This window comes from Clostridium cellulovorans 743B (assembly GCF_000145275.1).
GTDB lineage: Bacteria > Bacillota > Clostridia > Clostridiales > Clostridiaceae > Clostridium_K > Clostridium_K cellulovorans.
In genome coordinates this window covers 3,076,149-3,092,389 of record NC_014393.1, presented here as the reverse complement: position 1 = coordinate 3,092,389, position 16,241 = coordinate 3,076,149, and the positions used below count along the sequence as shown (strand labels likewise).

Sequence of the window (16,241 nt, the reverse complement as noted above, 5' to 3'; positions counted from 1 at the left end):
AGGGGGCAGAATCAATGAAACCTTTAAAAATAACTGAAATTGCTAAGGTTGTGGGAGGTAAATTAATAAATTGTAATAAAGATATAATTCTTAAATCAGTATCTACAAGAGTTTTTGGAGTGAAGCCAGAGTATTTGTATATATATTTGACTTATAGTAAAAGTGACTATAATCCTAATCCAGATGTTGAGCAGGCTATTAAAAACGGAGCAGCAGCTATAATGGTTCCTTGTAAAATAGATTGTAAGGTACCTCAAATAATCGTTGAAAATACAGATACCGCTCTAAGGACCCTTTGTAAGCATTATAGGAAAAAATTCGATATACCTGTTATTGCAGTGACAGGAACATCTGGAAAAACTAGTACAAAAGACTTAATAGCGCTAGTTCTCAGTGAAAGATTTAATACACACAAAACATTAAGTAATGTTAATGATCTCATAGGTGTGCCTATGACAACTTTGCAAATAAATGATACACACCAAATATCCGTCATAGAGATAGGATTAAGATCCTATGGGCATATTAAAAAAGGTGTTGATATAGTGCGGCCTTCAATTGGAGTAATTACAAGCATTGGAACTGCTCATATTAGTAGCTTTGGAAGTAAAGAAAATATTATGAAGGCTAAGATGGAAGTTGCAACTTATTTTGATAAAAATGATATTTTGATTATAAATGGCGATGATCCGTTATTGTCCACTATTAAAGAAAAGCCATATAAGATAATAAGAATTTCTCTTAATGGAAAAGGGGAGTATAATGCAAAGGATGTAAGAGATTTAGGGGAAAAGGGCGTTGAATTTAAATGTGATTATAAAGGTGAAGAACATTTATTTAAGTTAAAAGTCCCAGGGATACACAATGTATATAATGCCATGTTTGCTATAGCAATTGGAGATTTGTTTGATATAGAAGTAGATGATGTAAAAAGAGGGATTGTTAAGTTTCAACCTGATAATTTAAGGGTGAATATTGTTAAAATGAAAAACAATGCCAAGATAATTCTTGATTGTTATACTTCTGAACTAGATTCAATGAAGGCAGGTATAAATGTTTTAAAATCATTTGGAGGAAATAAGAAAATTGCAGTGCTTGGAAGCATGTATGGTTGTGGAAATTTAACTGAAGAGATTCATAGAGAAATTGGAAGGTATGTTATAGGTAAATGTGATATTCTTGTAACAGTAGGTGGAAATGCTAGATATATAAATGAAGAAGCCAAAGATAAATTGGAAGGTAAACACTGTGAGACTAAGGAAGAAGCTTGTTCATATTTAAAAAATATTATACAAAAGGACGATGTTATATTGATAAATGGTGGAAGGATTTTAAAGTTAGAACAAATTGCAAATTACCTTCTACAAAACCAGTGATTAATAGTAACACAGATATAATAGATAGGCTTTAGAAAAGATAATCCAGTAGAATGTATTTTTAGCATTGGTTAGAGGGTTGTTTTAATAAATAGAGGGACTGAAATGTATTATATATGCATTTCAGTCCCTTAGTAGTTTTAGCTAATATAACTTTACATCATTGAAAAAATTTTCCCAAGAATTAAAGCGATAACCTCTATCGTCTATATAAATATCTCCCCTTGGTTTTCCAAATTTGATATCATCATATATAAAGCCATTTGCTTTTAACCAATCAATTGTAACTTTTTTTTCAAACTCGAAACGAGAAGTATGAAGAATAATTACATAGCCTAATTTTTTTAATGTCTTTATAGCTTCAGAAGCTTCTTTTACTGGAAGAAGTCTAATGTAAGATCTATTAGCTTCTTCTATAGCTAATACTCCATCTATATCCACTATTACTTTTTTACAATTACTTTTACTTATATCAATTTTTTCAATCATAATCCTCACCACTAATACTATTTATTAATACCGTTAAGTTTGTATGAACTGAAGATTTAAATATAATAATATTATTTTTTACTATAGATTGTTTAAGGAAATCAATTGCGTATTCTGGTTTAGTAAAGCATCCTGTATTTTTAATAGGATAACCATTGTCAACAGCACCTTTAATAAGAGAATCAGCCCATTTCCCAATGGCAATTAGTCTATATAACATTGCGCTTGCAGCTTTTTTTCCTACTTCATAATGAACAGACTCAGGATATTCTGTATCCTGGTAATTAGGATTTTCAAAATCACCGAGGACTAAAATTATTGGTTTACCTTGAGCAAAGTTTTGGATTTCCTCTACAAGTGCTATTGTAGAATCTGGATTAGCATTAAAGGTATCATTGATTATGCAAAAGTTCTTATTTCTCTTAACTACTTGGAGTCTATTGTACATAGGCTTAAATTGTAATAGGCCTTCCTGAATTTCTTGTTTAGAAAAGCCTAAATTAAGGCTAAGTATAATTGCAGCAAGTGCATTTAATACATTATAAATGCCAATAGTATTTATAGTACAATCAATTTCTAAGTTCCTTGTACATGCTTTGAAATGCATTTTAAAATCATCATACTGAATTTCTTTTGCCCAGATATCACAGGATTTAGACATACCAAAGGTTAGAACCTTTCCTTGATATTGATCTAGGGGAAGCTTCTTGCAGTTCTCATCATCCCCATTTATAATCACTAAACTTTCTGGAGATAAAAAACCTATAAATTCACTCTTAGCTTTAATTATATTTTCTAAAGAACCCACTGTAACAAGATGTGCACGATGAATACATGTTACAATCACATAATCAGGCTGTATGATGCTAGTAGATCTAGATATAACACCTTTTGACCTCATGCCTGTTTCTAATACAGCAGCTTGGTGCTTTGCGGTTAATTTTAGAAGATTATATGCAACACCGGAAGGTGAATTTAAGTTTTCGAAAGAAACTAAAGTATTAAGTTTAGTCCTTAGTATAGAGCCAAGCATTTCCTTTGTAGTTGTTTTACCTGAGCTCCCTATGACTTGTACGAAGGGAATATCAAATTGCTTACGATATAACTGTACAATATCTTCATACGCTTTGTTTAAATTTTTAACAAGAATGACACCAATACCTTTAGAAGAAAGATTTTTAAGGTCTATCAGATCGCAATTGTCAATAATAATTCCCGAAACCTTATATGTTTCTAATCTAGATATTAAATTATCCTTATTATTTATGTGATTTTTAATAAAATGAAGAGAACGAAATAATGGGCAGTTTGGATAACTGGAAAATCTTTCGATTGATTTATTATTATCCCAATATAAAACTATACCATCAACTAAATTAGATATTTCATCGCAAGTATATACTCTCATAATTTGAGCCTCCAAGTTCATGTTTTCAATTTTTAATATAAGCTTGTTAATTGCTTTTTTAGAAATTTATACGTATATGTTCAGTTTATGTTATATTAAGTCAAAGGTGCTATAAGGTAAAAGGGTATGTAAAAAATGAATTTTACCAAAATAAGGAATATAGGTAAGGGTTAATTAATATTATAAATTAAAAAAGATAAAAAGTGATTTATAGGTAGTGCAATGAAATCGTTATTATAAATTAAAGTAAAAAGAAACGATGTAAAGTTTTGCTGTTTTAATTTCTTCATTAAGCTTAAAAAAATTGAAGTTTTACTTTGAAGTCATTAAATTAGGTGTATAATAAAAGAAAACGAATGTAAAAATATACCACATGTTTTATTAATGTAAGTATAGAAACCAAAGATAAATAATCTAAAGCTGTAAGTTTCAATTATTGAAAATACAATGAAGGTGCAAATTTTTCAATAAGCTAAGATTTTATTTATGGTCTCTATAATTATTTAGAGAAACTAAAAAGTGAGGGATAATAGGATGGATTTAGAAGAAAAAAAGGTACGCAGAAAAGATATATTTTCAAATCCAAGGTATAAGGAGTGGTGGTATACTGGCTGTTATGATAAAAACGAAAATTTATATTTTAGTTTTTACTTTGTTAGGGTACCGTTTTTGGACAGTGTTAAGTTTACAGTATTTGATTTAAATAAGGATACTCCTTTTACATATAGTAAGAAATTGTTTTTAGATAGCTCTCAAAAAAAGAATAAGTTAGATTTGCATAAAAGGTCAAAAGAAATATTTATTAGTTATTCAGGAGATGAAGTAAGTGGATGGGTATTTGATATGCAAGCTAAAAATTTTTCCGCATCCTTGAAAATTGAGCCAACAGAACCTTACTTTACGAAGTTTGATAATAACTTTATCAATGAGTACGCGTTGCTTCATTTTATGAAAAATAAAGTAATGGGGCAAATAGTTGCAAATGGTATAACGTATAAAATAACTAATGGATTAGGATATTATGATCATTGTTTTGGAAAGGTGCCAAGAAAAACATTTTGGCATTGGCTTGCAGTTCAAAATGAAAACTTAGCATTTGTATCATTAATAAATTATGGTTCATTTTCACAAAAATATACAGAGGTTTTAGTGAAGGGTAGGGATGGACGTAGCAGTTGGATAAGGCTAAATCAAGAGGTTTCTTTTGAATATACGTCATATAGTAAAAAATCTAAGTGGAGACTGACGTCTTGTGATAATGAGTTAGAAATCACTATTTTAATGGTTTCCAAATCAAAGGAAGATATACCCCCAATAGTACCAATTTTCATAAATTTAAAACATGATGAATATTATGTAAAAGTAAATGGGCGAGTTAAGATAGATAATATATGGATTGATACAGGTGAGATGTATGGAGTTATGGAAGAACATTGTGGGAAATGGTAAGAACTATAATTGTATATAAATGTAAGTAAAATATTGTTTATTAATTTTTAAAGGAGATAAATATGAGTAAGCTGGCTACTAAAATTTTAAAAATATCTATAATACTTTTAAGTATTGTGGTGATAGTACTTTTGGTAACTAATTATTACATTTTTGCTAAATTTCAAAAAGAACTTAAAACTTCAACAAAGGATTGTATTATAGAATTGCAGCAATCTATTGATGGAGATACTTTAAAAAAGGTAATCGAAGCTAGATCAAAAGATAATGATGAATACAAAAAAATAGAATACTCTATGAGTATGGCAAAAGTAAGATCAGTGGCAAGAAATTTCTATACCCTACTAAAAGTTGATGATAATACTACTAAGTTTTTAGTAGATGTATCAGTAGAACCATCTGGATTTTTAGATAAATATGAGATGACTGATACAATGAAGAAAGCTTTTGATGGAGAAATAGTAGTCTCTGATAAGGCATATACTGACGAATACGGAACTTTCATTTCTGCATATGCTCCAATTAAAGACTCTCAAGGAAAGGTTATATCAGTTATGGCTATAGATGTTGACGCTAGTGTCTTTGAGAATATTAAAAGTATGGTATTTAAGACTACCGTATTGGTAATGGTAATTTTAGTTGTAGCGGTTATGGTTGCAGTTTATATTTTTTCACAAGTGTTAGGTAAAAATATTTCAAAAATCAAGGGAACATTAGAAAAAATCAGCAAAGGTGATTTAACAGAAAGAATAGATATAAAGACAAAGGATGAAATAGAAGAGATTGCTTTATCAATTAATAGCGTAAGTTTTTCATTGAAGGATTTAATAAGTAATGTTATTAACACGGCTAGTGATATTGAAACCAAGATAGATGTCGTAAAGAATGAGATTAATGATCTAGCTAATGATGTGAAAGAAGTGTCAGCTACAACAGAAGAACTTTCTGCAAATATGCAAGAGACAGCAGCTTCTGCAGAAGAAATGTCAGTCACTTCGGAAACAATGAAAAATAATGTTAATTACATATCGGGAAAATCACATAATAGTGTTAAAAAGGCTGTAGATATCAGAAATAAGGCTGAAAATATAATGATTGTTTCAGAAAAGAATCAAAAAGAAACTGAGAAAATCTTTAAAGATACTGCTGCAGACTTAAAAAAATCTATAGAAAAAGCAAAAGCAGTAGAAGAAATAAATCAGTTAGCTGAGTCTATACGTAATATTACATCACAGACTAATTTACTTGCCCTTAATGCGGCAATAGAGTCAGCAAGAGCTGGTGAAGCAGGAAAAGGATTTAGTGTTGTTGCTGATGAAATAAGAAAACTTGCAGAACAATCCAGTAATACAATAAATAAAATACAAAATACTGCATCCACTATCTTAGCTTCTGTGGATGAATTGACTGCTAATTCTAATAATTTACTTAGTTTTATTGAACATGTAATATTGCAAGAATATGAAGGTTTTGAAGAAACTAACAAAGAATATAATCAAGATGCTCAATATTATAAAGAATTTTCAATGGATTTAAATCTAACAACAGAAAAACTCTTTACTTCAGTAAATGAATTGTTAAGTACTATTGCTGGAGTAGCTAATGCATCAAATGACGGGGCAAAGGGAACTTCTAATATTGCAAATAGGATTTATAATATTAACAATAAGTCAAATGGAGTATTAGAATATGCTTTAAATGCAAAAGAAAGTGCTACAAAATTAAAAGATGAAATTTCAAGGTTTAAGGTATAGAATTAGCATGTGATTAGAATTAAATAAAGCTACTATAAAATAATTAAGTTACCATATCTTAGTTGTTTTGTAGTAGCTTTTTGTTTTGCTATTTTAACGAATATATAGTCTATTATGTTGATTAAATTCCTTTTGGGTTAAGCAGTATAATTCCCCTCTCATTCCCATTGAATTTGTAGGAATTTCTAACGACTATTTTAATGAAACAATAAAATTTTAAGGATGGGAAAATTTATGAAAAAAATATTAATAGTAGATGACGCAGCTTTCGTGAGACTCTCTCTAAAAACTTTACTGAGCAATAATAATTTTGAAGTTATAGGTGAAGCTTGCAATGGTGTTGAGGCAGTAGCAAAATATCAGGAATTAAAGCCTGATCTAGTTACAATGGATATTACCATGCCAGAGATGGATGGGATTCAAGCAGTGGAACTTATAAAATCTATTGATAATAATGCTAAGATTATAATGGTTTCATCTTTAGGTCAAGAGGACAAGGTTATGAAGGCAGTAATTAGTGGAGCTAGTGGATTCATTGTGAAACCTTTTAATGATGAGCATATAATTAAAACTTTAAACAGCATTTAAGCAGACTATTAAAAAATGTCTGCTTAAAAATAAAAAATCAGTGAGGAGGAAGTGTGATGCCATCAAGTTTTGAAAAAGAGCCTATGCTTGAAATGTTTATATTTGAAAGTACTCAGCTTATTGACCAACTTGAAAATATAATGATAGATAGTGAGAAAAATGCAGGCTTTAGCAAAGAGCATATTAATGAGATTTTTAGAATAATGCACACCATAAAAGGCTCCTCTGCTATGATGATGTACACCCATATATCTAAATTGGCACATTCTATTGAGGATTTATTCTTTTATATAAGAGAAAATAATCCCTTGCATATGGATTATTCAACACTTGTAGACGTTGTGCTTAAAGGTATTGATTTTATTAAGATTGAATTGACTAAGATTGAAACTAATAAACCAGTTAATGGAGACGTAGCAATTTTAGAAGGTGAGATTAGGCAATACTTAGTCAATCTAAAAAATTCAAACAATGTAGAAACTGTAAAAAAAAATATTGAACTAATTGAAGAAGTTATTGAACAACAGCCTTTAAAGAATAGGTCTAAAGTTGATGAGAACTTTAGCAAAAATAGATTTGAAGCTGTTATTTTTTTTGACGAAGGTTGCAGTATGGAGAATATTAGAGCATTTTCAGTTATTCATAGCTTGAAAAATATAGCTGAAGATATAGAATATACTCCCAAAGAACTAGTTGAAAGTAAAGAAAATTGTGAAATTATAAAAAAAGAAGGATTTAAAGTTAGCTTTGCAACTTTAAAAAGCTTTAATGAAGTGGAAGATTTACTTTTAAAAACTGCTGTCATACGCAAAGTGCAATTAAGGATACTTGAAGATATAAATCAGGGTGAGAGTGAAAAGGTCAATAACATACATATGGGTTTAGATGATAAAACTCATACAATGAAAAATATTAAGCAAAGTATAATAAATGTAAATGTTAACAAAATTGATAAATTGCTTGATTTGATGGGTGAACTTGTTATTGCAGAGGCGATGGTTGTGCAAAATCCAGATGTCCAAGGATTACAATCGGATAGTTTTCAGAAGGCAGCTAGATTACTTGAGAAAATATCAGGTGAACTTCAGGACGTAGTTATGTCTATAAGGATGATACCCGTATCTGGAACTTTTCAAAAAATGCATAGAGTTGTAAGAGATATGAGTAAAAAGCTTAATAAAGAAGTTGAATTAGAACTTATTGGTGAGGAGACAGAAGTGGATAAAAATATTATCGAAAATTTAGGTGATCCACTTATGCATTTACTGAGAAATTCAATAGATCATGGTTTAGAAGGACCAGAAGAAAGAGTTGATAGTAATAAACCAACTGTAGGCAAAATTGTACTAGAGGCAAAAAATCTAGGTGGAGATGTATGGATTTCTATAAAGGATGATGGAAGAGGAATAGACAAGGATAAGGTTCTTAGTAAAGCTAAAGAACAAGGACTTATAAATAAACCTGAGGATCAACTAACAGATAAGGATATATACTCTTTTATATTTATGCCAGGATTCTCCACTAAAGATAATGTATCAGAATTTTCTGGTCGTGGCGTTGGTATGGATGTTGTTAGGGAAAACATTGAAAAAATAGGTGGTAAAATCTTCATTGATAGTTCAAAGGGGAGAGGGACTCATATAGCAATTAAAATCCCATTGACTTTAGCTATTGTTGATGGAATGAATATTGCAGTAGGTAATAATAGATATACAATCCCTATTAATTTAATAAAAGAGTCCTTTAGATTAATAAAAGAAAACTTGATTATTGATCCTCATGATCAGGAAATGACTATTGTTAGAGGAGAAAGTTATAAAATAATAAGATTGCACCAATTATTAAAGATCAAGCCAAAGAACACTAATATTCAAGAGGGTATCATAATTATGGTTGAAGACGAAGGTAAAGGAGTTTGTTTATTTGCTGATGAATTATTAGGTCAGCAGCCAGTTGTAGTAAAGGCTCTCCCAAATTATATTAATCATAGGAGATTTATCAGTGGATGCACCTTACTTGGCGATGGAGGAATAAGTTTAATTTTAGATATTCCTGCAATTATTAATTACTAAAGAGGAGGGATGTAGATTATGTCAGAGGCTTTCGATGATTCTTTGGATTTTGAAGAAGATACCTTAAAGGACAAATATTTAACTTTTTCTATAGGTGAAGAGTGTTACGGAATTGAAATTAGATATGTTATAGAGATAATAGGAATTCAACCAATTACAGAGATACCTGAACTACCTAATTATGTAAAAGGCATCATAAATCTTAGAGGAAAAATAATACCAGTAATAGATGTTAGATTAAGATTTAATAAGCTCTATAGAGAATACAATGATAGGACTTGTATTATAGTTATTAGCGTAGAAGATACTATCGTTGGATTAATTATTGACAGTGTTTCAGACGTCATATCTATACAAAAAGAAAGCATAGTTGAACCTCCAAGTGTAAGCAATAGCTTTAATAATAAATATATAAGTGGTATAGGAAAAATTGGAAGTGAAGTAAAGCTTCTTTTAGACACTAGTAAGCTAATAAATTCTAATGAATTAGAAAATATAACTGAATAAAATGACAGGAGGGAATGGCAAATGAAAGCTTTTAGGGATTTCAAGATTTCTGTAAAATTGATTATTAGCTTTATAATTGTTGCTATAATAGCTGGAATCGTAGGAATTGTAGGAATTGTTAGTCTTAAAGATATTAACTCAAAATATTCAAAAATGTATGAGAAAAATGTAGTGCCTATCGGTTATTATAGAGATTTAGGAGCATCTTATCAAAGAGGAAGAGTTAATCTTAGAAATATATTAATTGATAAAACAAAGATAGATTATTATAAAAGTAGAATTACTTTATTTGATAGCATAATGGATGAAAACATAGGGAAACTAGATGCTGTTATAGAAAGTAATAGTACAAATGGAGAAAAGGTATTATATGAAGAACTTAAAGTTTTGATAAATAATTATAGGCCAATGCAAGAGAAGATAATTAACTATGCTATCAATAATCAAATGCAACAAGCTATTGAATTGTTGAATGGAGATGCTTTAACAACAGCACAGGATATTGATGATAAAATTGAAAAACTTACACAATTGAATATTAGTCAGGCAAAGGAAACTTCTGATAGTAATACGTCATTTGCAAATAGAGTAGTTACAGATATGATAATAGTTGTATTTGTAGCAGTAATAGTTTCCATTGTACTTGGAATATTTCTTGCAAACATGATTAGTAAACCTATTAAAAAGCTTACAGAAGTTGGAGATGAACTTGCTTTAGGAAATTATGATGTTTCTGTTGAAGCAAACAGTAAGGATGAAATCGGTGAACTTATGAAATCCTTTGGCAAGATTATAGGGTCTATAAATAATATATTAGAGGAAATTAATAATTCTTCAGAGCAAGTAGCTCTAGGTGCAAAACAGGTATCAGATTCTGGACAAGAACTTTCACAGGGGTCTACAGAACAAGCAACTTCTATTGAAGAATTAACAGCATCTATTGAAGAGATAGCAGCTCAAACAAGGCAAAATGCCGACAATGCCCTTGAAGCTAATGAACTTGCAGTAACAGTAAAAAATAGTGCATTGCAAGGTAACGATCAAATGGACAATATGCTTAAGGCAATGGAACAAATTAATGAATCTTCGTCTAATATATCGAAAATAATAAAGGTTATAGATGAAATTGCATTTCAAACAAATATTCTTGCCCTTAATGCAGCTGTTGAAGCCGCTAGAGCTGGTCAGCATGGAAAGGGTTTTGCAGTTGTAGCAGAGGAAGTTAGAAATTTAGCAGCTAGAAGCGCTAACGCTGCAAAAGAAACAACTACATTAATTGAGGGCTCTATTAAAAAAGTAGAAGATGGAACAAAGATTGCTAATGAAACTGCTATAGCGCTAAATGATATAGTTGATGGAGTAGCAAAAGTAGCTGTATTAGTTGATGAAATTGCATCCGCTTCAAATGAACAAGCTACTGCAATAACTCAAGTTAATCAAGGAATTGAATTAGTTGCACAAGTAACTCAAACAAATTCAGCCACTGCTGAGGAATCAGCTGCAGCTAGTGAAGAACTTTCAAGTCAAGCAGAATTATTAAGAGATATGGTTTCAAGGTTTAAGCTTAGAAGGTCAAGAGGAACGCATAATCCAGAAGATTTAAATCTAGAAGTTTTAAAAATGATAGAAGATATGAAAGAAAGACGAAGAAAATCTGAAGGCTACTCTAGCAAAGGTTCAACAAATACTGAATCTATGGAATCTAAGGTAAAGATATCCTTAAGTGATAATGAGTTTGGAAAGTATTAGAGAAAAGTTATAGATAGCTTTAGTCTTGAGACCATTTTGGAAGTTGTATAGTATAATACAAAACCCATTAAGGACTTATCCCCTTAATGGGTTTTATTATCAACTAATTTGAATTTTAAAGGGTGAGCTTATGATAATAATAAATGACAGAGAATTTATTTTGTTATCAAATTTTATAAAGAAAAATTATGGGATAAATTTAAGTAAAGAAAAAAAATCTTTAGTAGAAACAAGATTAAACAGTGAACTTGAGAGAAACAATTTTGAAAACTTCTCAGAATATATAGAATATATTGTTGGTGATAAAACAGGGGATAGATTAAATGATCTTGTAAATAAGATTACAACAAATTATACGTATTTTATGAGAGAACAAGAACATTTTTTTTATCTTAGAAAGGTCGTTTTGCCATATTTAATGAGGGGTGTAAGTGACAGAGATTTAAGAATATGGAGTGCTGGATGCTCAAGTGGTGAAGAGCCATACACATTGGCTATGGTTATTGCAGACTTTTTAAAAGATGATAGATTATCTTGGGATACAAAACTTTTAGCTACGGATATTTCTTCTCAAGTGCTAAAAGTTGCAAATATAGGTGTATATGATAAAGCACAAATAAACAACATTCCTAATGAATGGAAGAGTAAATATTTTAAAAGTTATAACAATGAGAAAAGTAAAGTTGTTGATTCAATTAGAAAAGAAGTCATATTTAGACGGTTTAATTTAATGGAGGAGTACTATCCTTTTAAAAGAAAGTTCCAAGTTATTTTTTGCAGGAATGTTATGATATACTTTGACAACGAAACCAAAGAAGAGATTGTAAATAAATTTTATGATCATACTGAAGTTGGAGGCTATCTCTTTATTGGTCATTCAGAGTCTATAAGTAATTTAAGAACAAAATACAAATATATTAGTCCTGCAATTTACAGAAAAATATAGGTAAATGTCATGGTACAAAAATTAAAGAAAAAAATAAAAGTTCTTATTGTGGATGATTCACTTTTGTTTAGAGAGGCTATATCAAGAGGAATAGCTATTGATAATGGAATAGAAGTAATTGCTACGGCAAAAGATGTATATGAAGCTAGGGATATGATTATAGAATATCTTCCTGAAGTTATGGTATTGGATATTGAAATGCCTAAAATGAATGGGGTAGATTTTTTAAAAAGACTTATGCCGCAGTATCCAATATCTACTATAGTAATAAGTTCAGTTAGTGAAAGATTTTTAGAAGCTATTGAAGCAGGAGCCGTAGATTATGTTTTAAAGCCTAGCGTAGATAATATTAGAGGATTTGAGACTTTAATTAATGAATTGATAAAAAAAGTAAAAATAGCTTCAACCGTAAATGTTAGTCATTGGAAGTATAAAGATGGGGATTCACAAAAAGCAATAATGGAAAGAAAATATAAAAATCAACTAATAGCTATTGGAGCTTCAACCGGAGGAACAGAAGCAATTTATAGTATTATAAAAGAATTCCCAAAGATCATGCCACCTATTGTTATTGTACAGCATATGCCACCGGTGTTTACAAAGTCTTTTGCTGAAAGATTAAATAATTTTTGCAACTTAGAGGTCAGAGAAGCTAAAAATGGAGATACTTTATATGAGGGTCTGGTATTAATAGCGCCAGGAGATACGCATATGGTAGTAAAAAAACAAAAGGAAGGCTATTATGCAGAATGTTATAAAGGAGAAAAAGTAAGTGGCCATTGTCCTTCTGTGGATATACTTTTTGAATCTTGTGCTAAGCTTTCACCTAAAAATACAATAGGTATTATACTCACTGGTATGGGCAATGATGGAGCCAAAGGATTGCTTGCTATGAGAAAAAGTGGGGCAAAAACAATAGGGCAGGACGAAAAAACTTCAGTGGTTTATGGAATGCCGAAGGTTGCATATAACATTGGTGCCGTAGAAAAGCAAGGTTCTATTGAAGATATTCCTAAGATAGTAAACTCTTTTTTAAATGGTTAATGTTAATTTTTTTGCAAAAGTCTATATAATATAAGGAATAGAAGTTATAAGGATGTGATTTAGAGTGAATAATACGCAAAGGGTATTATTAGTAATATATATCTTATTGACGGGGTTAATACTTTTTTTAGATAGGACTTACCCAAAAGAAGATATCATTATATATCTGAAATACACAATAATTGTAACTTTATTTTTATCCTCGATTATAGTAGAAAAACAATATAAAGAACAAAAAATTATGGCTCTTTCCTTCTTTTTTGTCGTGATTGCAGATTTCTTTTTAGTCTTATGTGACACATTTGTTTATACAACAAAAGTTATTGAGCCTTTAGGAGCCATGGGTTTTCTCTTTGCATATTTATGTTTAATTAGTGTATATAGAAAAAAATTAAAGATTACAAAATTAGAAATCATCGTTGCAATACCATTAATAATTGTTTTTGTTTATTCAGTAATATTACTTAGCCCATACATCAGTGGGCTTATGTTTATCGGTGCCTTGATATTTGGAATAGTACTATGTTTAATGACTTGGTTATCTATAGTTACTATTTTTAATAGATATTATAGCACCAAAGCATCTTTGTTAATTGGTTTTTCAGGAATTTTAATGTTTATTTGTGACATGGCTGTTGCCTTATCAAGATTTCATCCTTTGTTTTCTGGAGACTATAGAATGTCTATTGCAAATGTAATTTGGACTTCATATATTCCAGGTTGGACTCTTTTAGCAGTGGTTATTAATGAAAAAAAATTACTAAATATAAAGAAAAAAACATAGAAGTTTTAAGCATATAACAGGATAATTTCTATAAATATAAAAGGAGTTTGCATATTATCAAACTCCTTTTATATTTAGTTAAGAATATTTTAAATATATACCTATATTGTTATCAGTATTTATTAGTATAGAAACAAATAATATACTTTAAGAGTGTTATTTGTTTTAAAGTTAAATGACTTCAAATAATGGATTCGTTTCCAAAAATGTTTAGTATTTTAACTGAATTCGATCCTAAAGATGAATATTTAAATTTTGAATTTCTTTGACATTTCAACAAGTCTTTCAGAACTTTGTTTTACTTCTTCAGTTTGTTTTAGAACATCAGAAGCTCTATTTGAAACGGAAAGAACTTTATGAGATATATCTTGTGTCGCATCTGCCGCTTGAATATTAGAACTAGATATTTCAGTTATTGAATTTAAAACAGCTTCTACAGAAGAAGAAAGATTTTCTGAGGTTGAAGCAAAATTCGAAGTAATATTATTTAAAGAAGTAGCATCGTTATTATATTCTTCTCCAGACGTAACAAATGTATCATAATCTTGGATAACTTTATCATTTATGAATTTAAGCATTTCTGTGGAACTTCCTGAAAGATTGTTAACTGAATCTACTACTGTAGCTGTAACAGCTTGAATTTCTGCAACAGTTTCTTGAGATGTTTCAGCCAGTTTCCTGATTTCATCTGCAACTACCGAAAAGCCTTTCCCTGCTTCTCCTGCTCTGGCTGCTTCTATAGCTGCATTTAATGCTAGTAGGTTAGTTTGTGAAGCAATTTGAAGTATAGATTCAGAAAGAACAGTAATTTTATCAACAGCTTTGGATTTTGATAAAGCATCAAGAAGCTTTTCTTGTGTTGATTCATATAGTTCTATAGTTGAGTTTTTTGAATTAATAGCATTTACTTTTAAAGCATTCGCTTTGCTACTAATTTCTGAAGCAGATTTTGCACCTTCTATGGATTTTTCTGAAATATTTTCAATGGCTATTTTTATATTATTTGTAGTTTGGGTTAAACTTTCTGTTGTCGCAGCTGTTTCTTCAGAGGTTGCTGATAATTCTTCAGAATATGCAGATACTTCTTCAACTTCTGAATTTAATAGGTTCATGTTTTCTTTAGTAGAATTTGAAACTATTTCAAGATGGTTTGATTCATCTATGATATTTTTTATAACAGATTTAATTGAATTAGTCATAAAGTTTATAGTTCTAGCCATATCACCTAATTCGTCGTTGGACTCTATTACCTTATTCGGCATAATACAAGTAAGGTCTCCGCTAGTAATTTTGTTACAATGCTCATTAATAGCTTTGAATTTATATCTAAGTTTTAAAATAGTGCTTATAGATATTAAAACTAAAAGCGTAAGTGAGAATATTGAAATAGCAGAGAAAAGGAAAATACTATTTTTGATTTCTGAGTTTGTTTCTGCAATAAGAAGAGTACATTGTTCATCATTATATTTAACTATTTCTCCAATTAAATCTATTATTGCTGTACTATTTGAATTTATCCTTTTTCTTTCATCAGTATCATAAGTACCAGTGGACTTTTTTACTTGAATAATTTTTTCTGTATCTTCATTATATTGAAGTACTTGTTTTTTTAAATTATCAATATTAGCTAAGTCAACTTCCTCCATGTCAGCTTTAGTATAAGAATCTAATGAAACCATTAGTGAATCTCTAGACTTAAGAACAGATTCATAGGCACCATCACTAAATGTAGCCGCGTCTAAAATTTTTGTATAATTAGCTCTTAGATTATAAAATGTTGCTTTAGCATTTAAAAGTGCTGTAGTTGGTAAATACATTTCATCATATAGGTCTGATTGTTGCTGTTTTGCTGAATTCATACTATTGATACCAGTAAAAACAATAGAACCTAGACCCAATATGGATACTAACACCATAATAATCAACGAATGAATGATTTTTAGACCCTTGAAATTTTTTTGTTTTTTTGAAAAATTTTTTTCTTCCGATTTCTGCATTTACAAGATTCTCCTTTTGAATTGAATTTAATTACGTTTATTTGGTAAAGAATAATTGAGGGCGCATATTTATTTTCG

General features: G+C 29.8%; 13 protein-coding genes. 10 read left to right on the top strand and 3 right to left on the bottom strand.

From position 1 onward, the window contains the following. The first annotated feature begins 14 nt into the window (after positions 1 to 14). Positions 15 to 1,376: a UDP-N-acetylmuramoyl-tripeptide--D-alanyl-D-alanine ligase gene (locus CLOCEL_RS12745; RefSeq protein ID WP_010075525.1), complete on the top strand. Its 1,362-nt coding sequence runs from the start codon at positions 15 to 17 to the stop codon at positions 1,374 to 1,376. A gap of 144 nt (positions 1,377 to 1,520) precedes the next feature. Here CLOCEL_RS12745 and CLOCEL_RS12740 read toward each other — a convergent pair whose 3' ends face one another. Next, positions 1,521 to 1,865: an LNS2 domain-containing protein gene (locus CLOCEL_RS12740; RefSeq protein WP_010075524.1), complete on the bottom strand. Its 345-nt coding sequence runs from the start codon at positions 1,863 to 1,865 to the stop codon at positions 1,521 to 1,523. Then, positions 1,858 to 3,273, bottom strand: a complete 1,416-nt coding sequence (locus CLOCEL_RS12735; protein ID WP_010075523.1) for a UDP-N-acetylmuramoyl-tripeptide--D-alanyl-D-alanine ligase — start codon at positions 3,271 to 3,273, stop codon at positions 1,858 to 1,860. Before CLOCEL_RS12735 ends, CLOCEL_RS12740 begins: the two co-directional genes overlap by 8 nt. Positions 3,274 to 3,807: 534 nt before the next feature. Between CLOCEL_RS12735 and CLOCEL_RS12730 the strand changes: the two genes are divergently transcribed. The 9 genes from CLOCEL_RS12730 to CLOCEL_RS12690 all read left to right on the top strand — a co-directional run bounded on the left by CLOCEL_RS12730 (position 3,808) and on the right by CLOCEL_RS12690 (position 14,166). Further along, the gene (locus CLOCEL_RS12730; RefSeq protein WP_010075522.1) at positions 3,808 to 4,722 is read left to right on the top strand and encodes a DUF2804 family protein; all 915 of its coding nucleotides are present in this window, start codon (positions 3,808 to 3,810) and stop codon (positions 4,720 to 4,722) included. A 62-nt stretch (positions 4,723 to 4,784) separates the two neighbouring features. Further along, positions 4,785 to 6,476, top strand: coding sequence for a methyl-accepting chemotaxis protein (locus tag CLOCEL_RS12725; protein ID WP_010075521.1), 1,692 nt, complete (start codon positions 4,785 to 4,787; stop codon positions 6,474 to 6,476). Positions 6,477 to 6,710: 234 nt separating this feature from the next. Further along, positions 6,711 to 7,064: a response regulator gene (locus tag CLOCEL_RS12720; protein ID WP_010075520.1), complete on the top strand. Its 354-nt coding sequence runs from the start codon at positions 6,711 to 6,713 to the stop codon at positions 7,062 to 7,064. 56 nt (positions 7,065 to 7,120) lie between these two features. Then, a complete protein-coding gene (locus CLOCEL_RS12715; protein ID WP_010075519.1) occupies positions 7,121 to 9,136 on the top strand; it encodes a chemotaxis protein CheA in 2,016 nt (671 codons plus the stop codon). An 18-nt stretch (positions 9,137 to 9,154) separates the two neighbouring features. Beyond that, positions 9,155 to 9,643 (top strand): chemotaxis protein CheW, encoded by a 489-nt coding sequence (locus tag CLOCEL_RS12710; RefSeq protein WP_010075518.1) that lies wholly within the window; start codon positions 9,155 to 9,157, stop codon positions 9,641 to 9,643. 21 nt (positions 9,644 to 9,664) lie between these two features. Then, positions 9,665 to 11,392 carry a methyl-accepting chemotaxis protein gene (locus CLOCEL_RS12705; protein WP_010075517.1) on the top strand — a complete coding sequence of 576 codons (1,728 nt, stop codon included), beginning with the start codon at positions 9,665 to 9,667 and terminating at the stop codon, positions 11,390 to 11,392. 130 nt (positions 11,393 to 11,522) lie between these two features. Continuing rightward, complete coding sequence (locus CLOCEL_RS12700) at positions 11,523 to 12,338, top strand: CheR family methyltransferase (protein ID WP_010075516.1); 816 nt, start codon at positions 11,523 to 11,525, stop codon at positions 12,336 to 12,338. Between the two features lie 9 nt (positions 12,339 to 12,347). After that, positions 12,348 to 13,382 (top strand): protein-glutamate methylesterase/protein-glutamine glutaminase, encoded by a 1,035-nt coding sequence (locus CLOCEL_RS12695; protein ID WP_010075515.1) that lies wholly within the window; start codon positions 12,348 to 12,350, stop codon positions 13,380 to 13,382. Between the two features lie 64 nt (positions 13,383 to 13,446). Continuing rightward, positions 13,447 to 14,166, top strand: coding sequence for a lysoplasmalogenase family protein (locus CLOCEL_RS12690; RefSeq protein WP_010075514.1), 720 nt, complete (start codon positions 13,447 to 13,449; stop codon positions 14,164 to 14,166). A 248-nt stretch (positions 14,167 to 14,414) separates the two neighbouring features. Here the strand turns inward: CLOCEL_RS12690 and CLOCEL_RS12685 are convergent, their stop codons facing one another. Next, positions 14,415 to 16,163 carry a methyl-accepting chemotaxis protein gene (locus CLOCEL_RS12685; RefSeq protein WP_010075513.1) on the bottom strand — a complete coding sequence of 583 codons (1,749 nt, stop codon included), beginning with the start codon at positions 16,161 to 16,163 and terminating at the stop codon, positions 14,415 to 14,417. Positions 16,164 to 16,241: the final 78 nt, after the last annotated feature.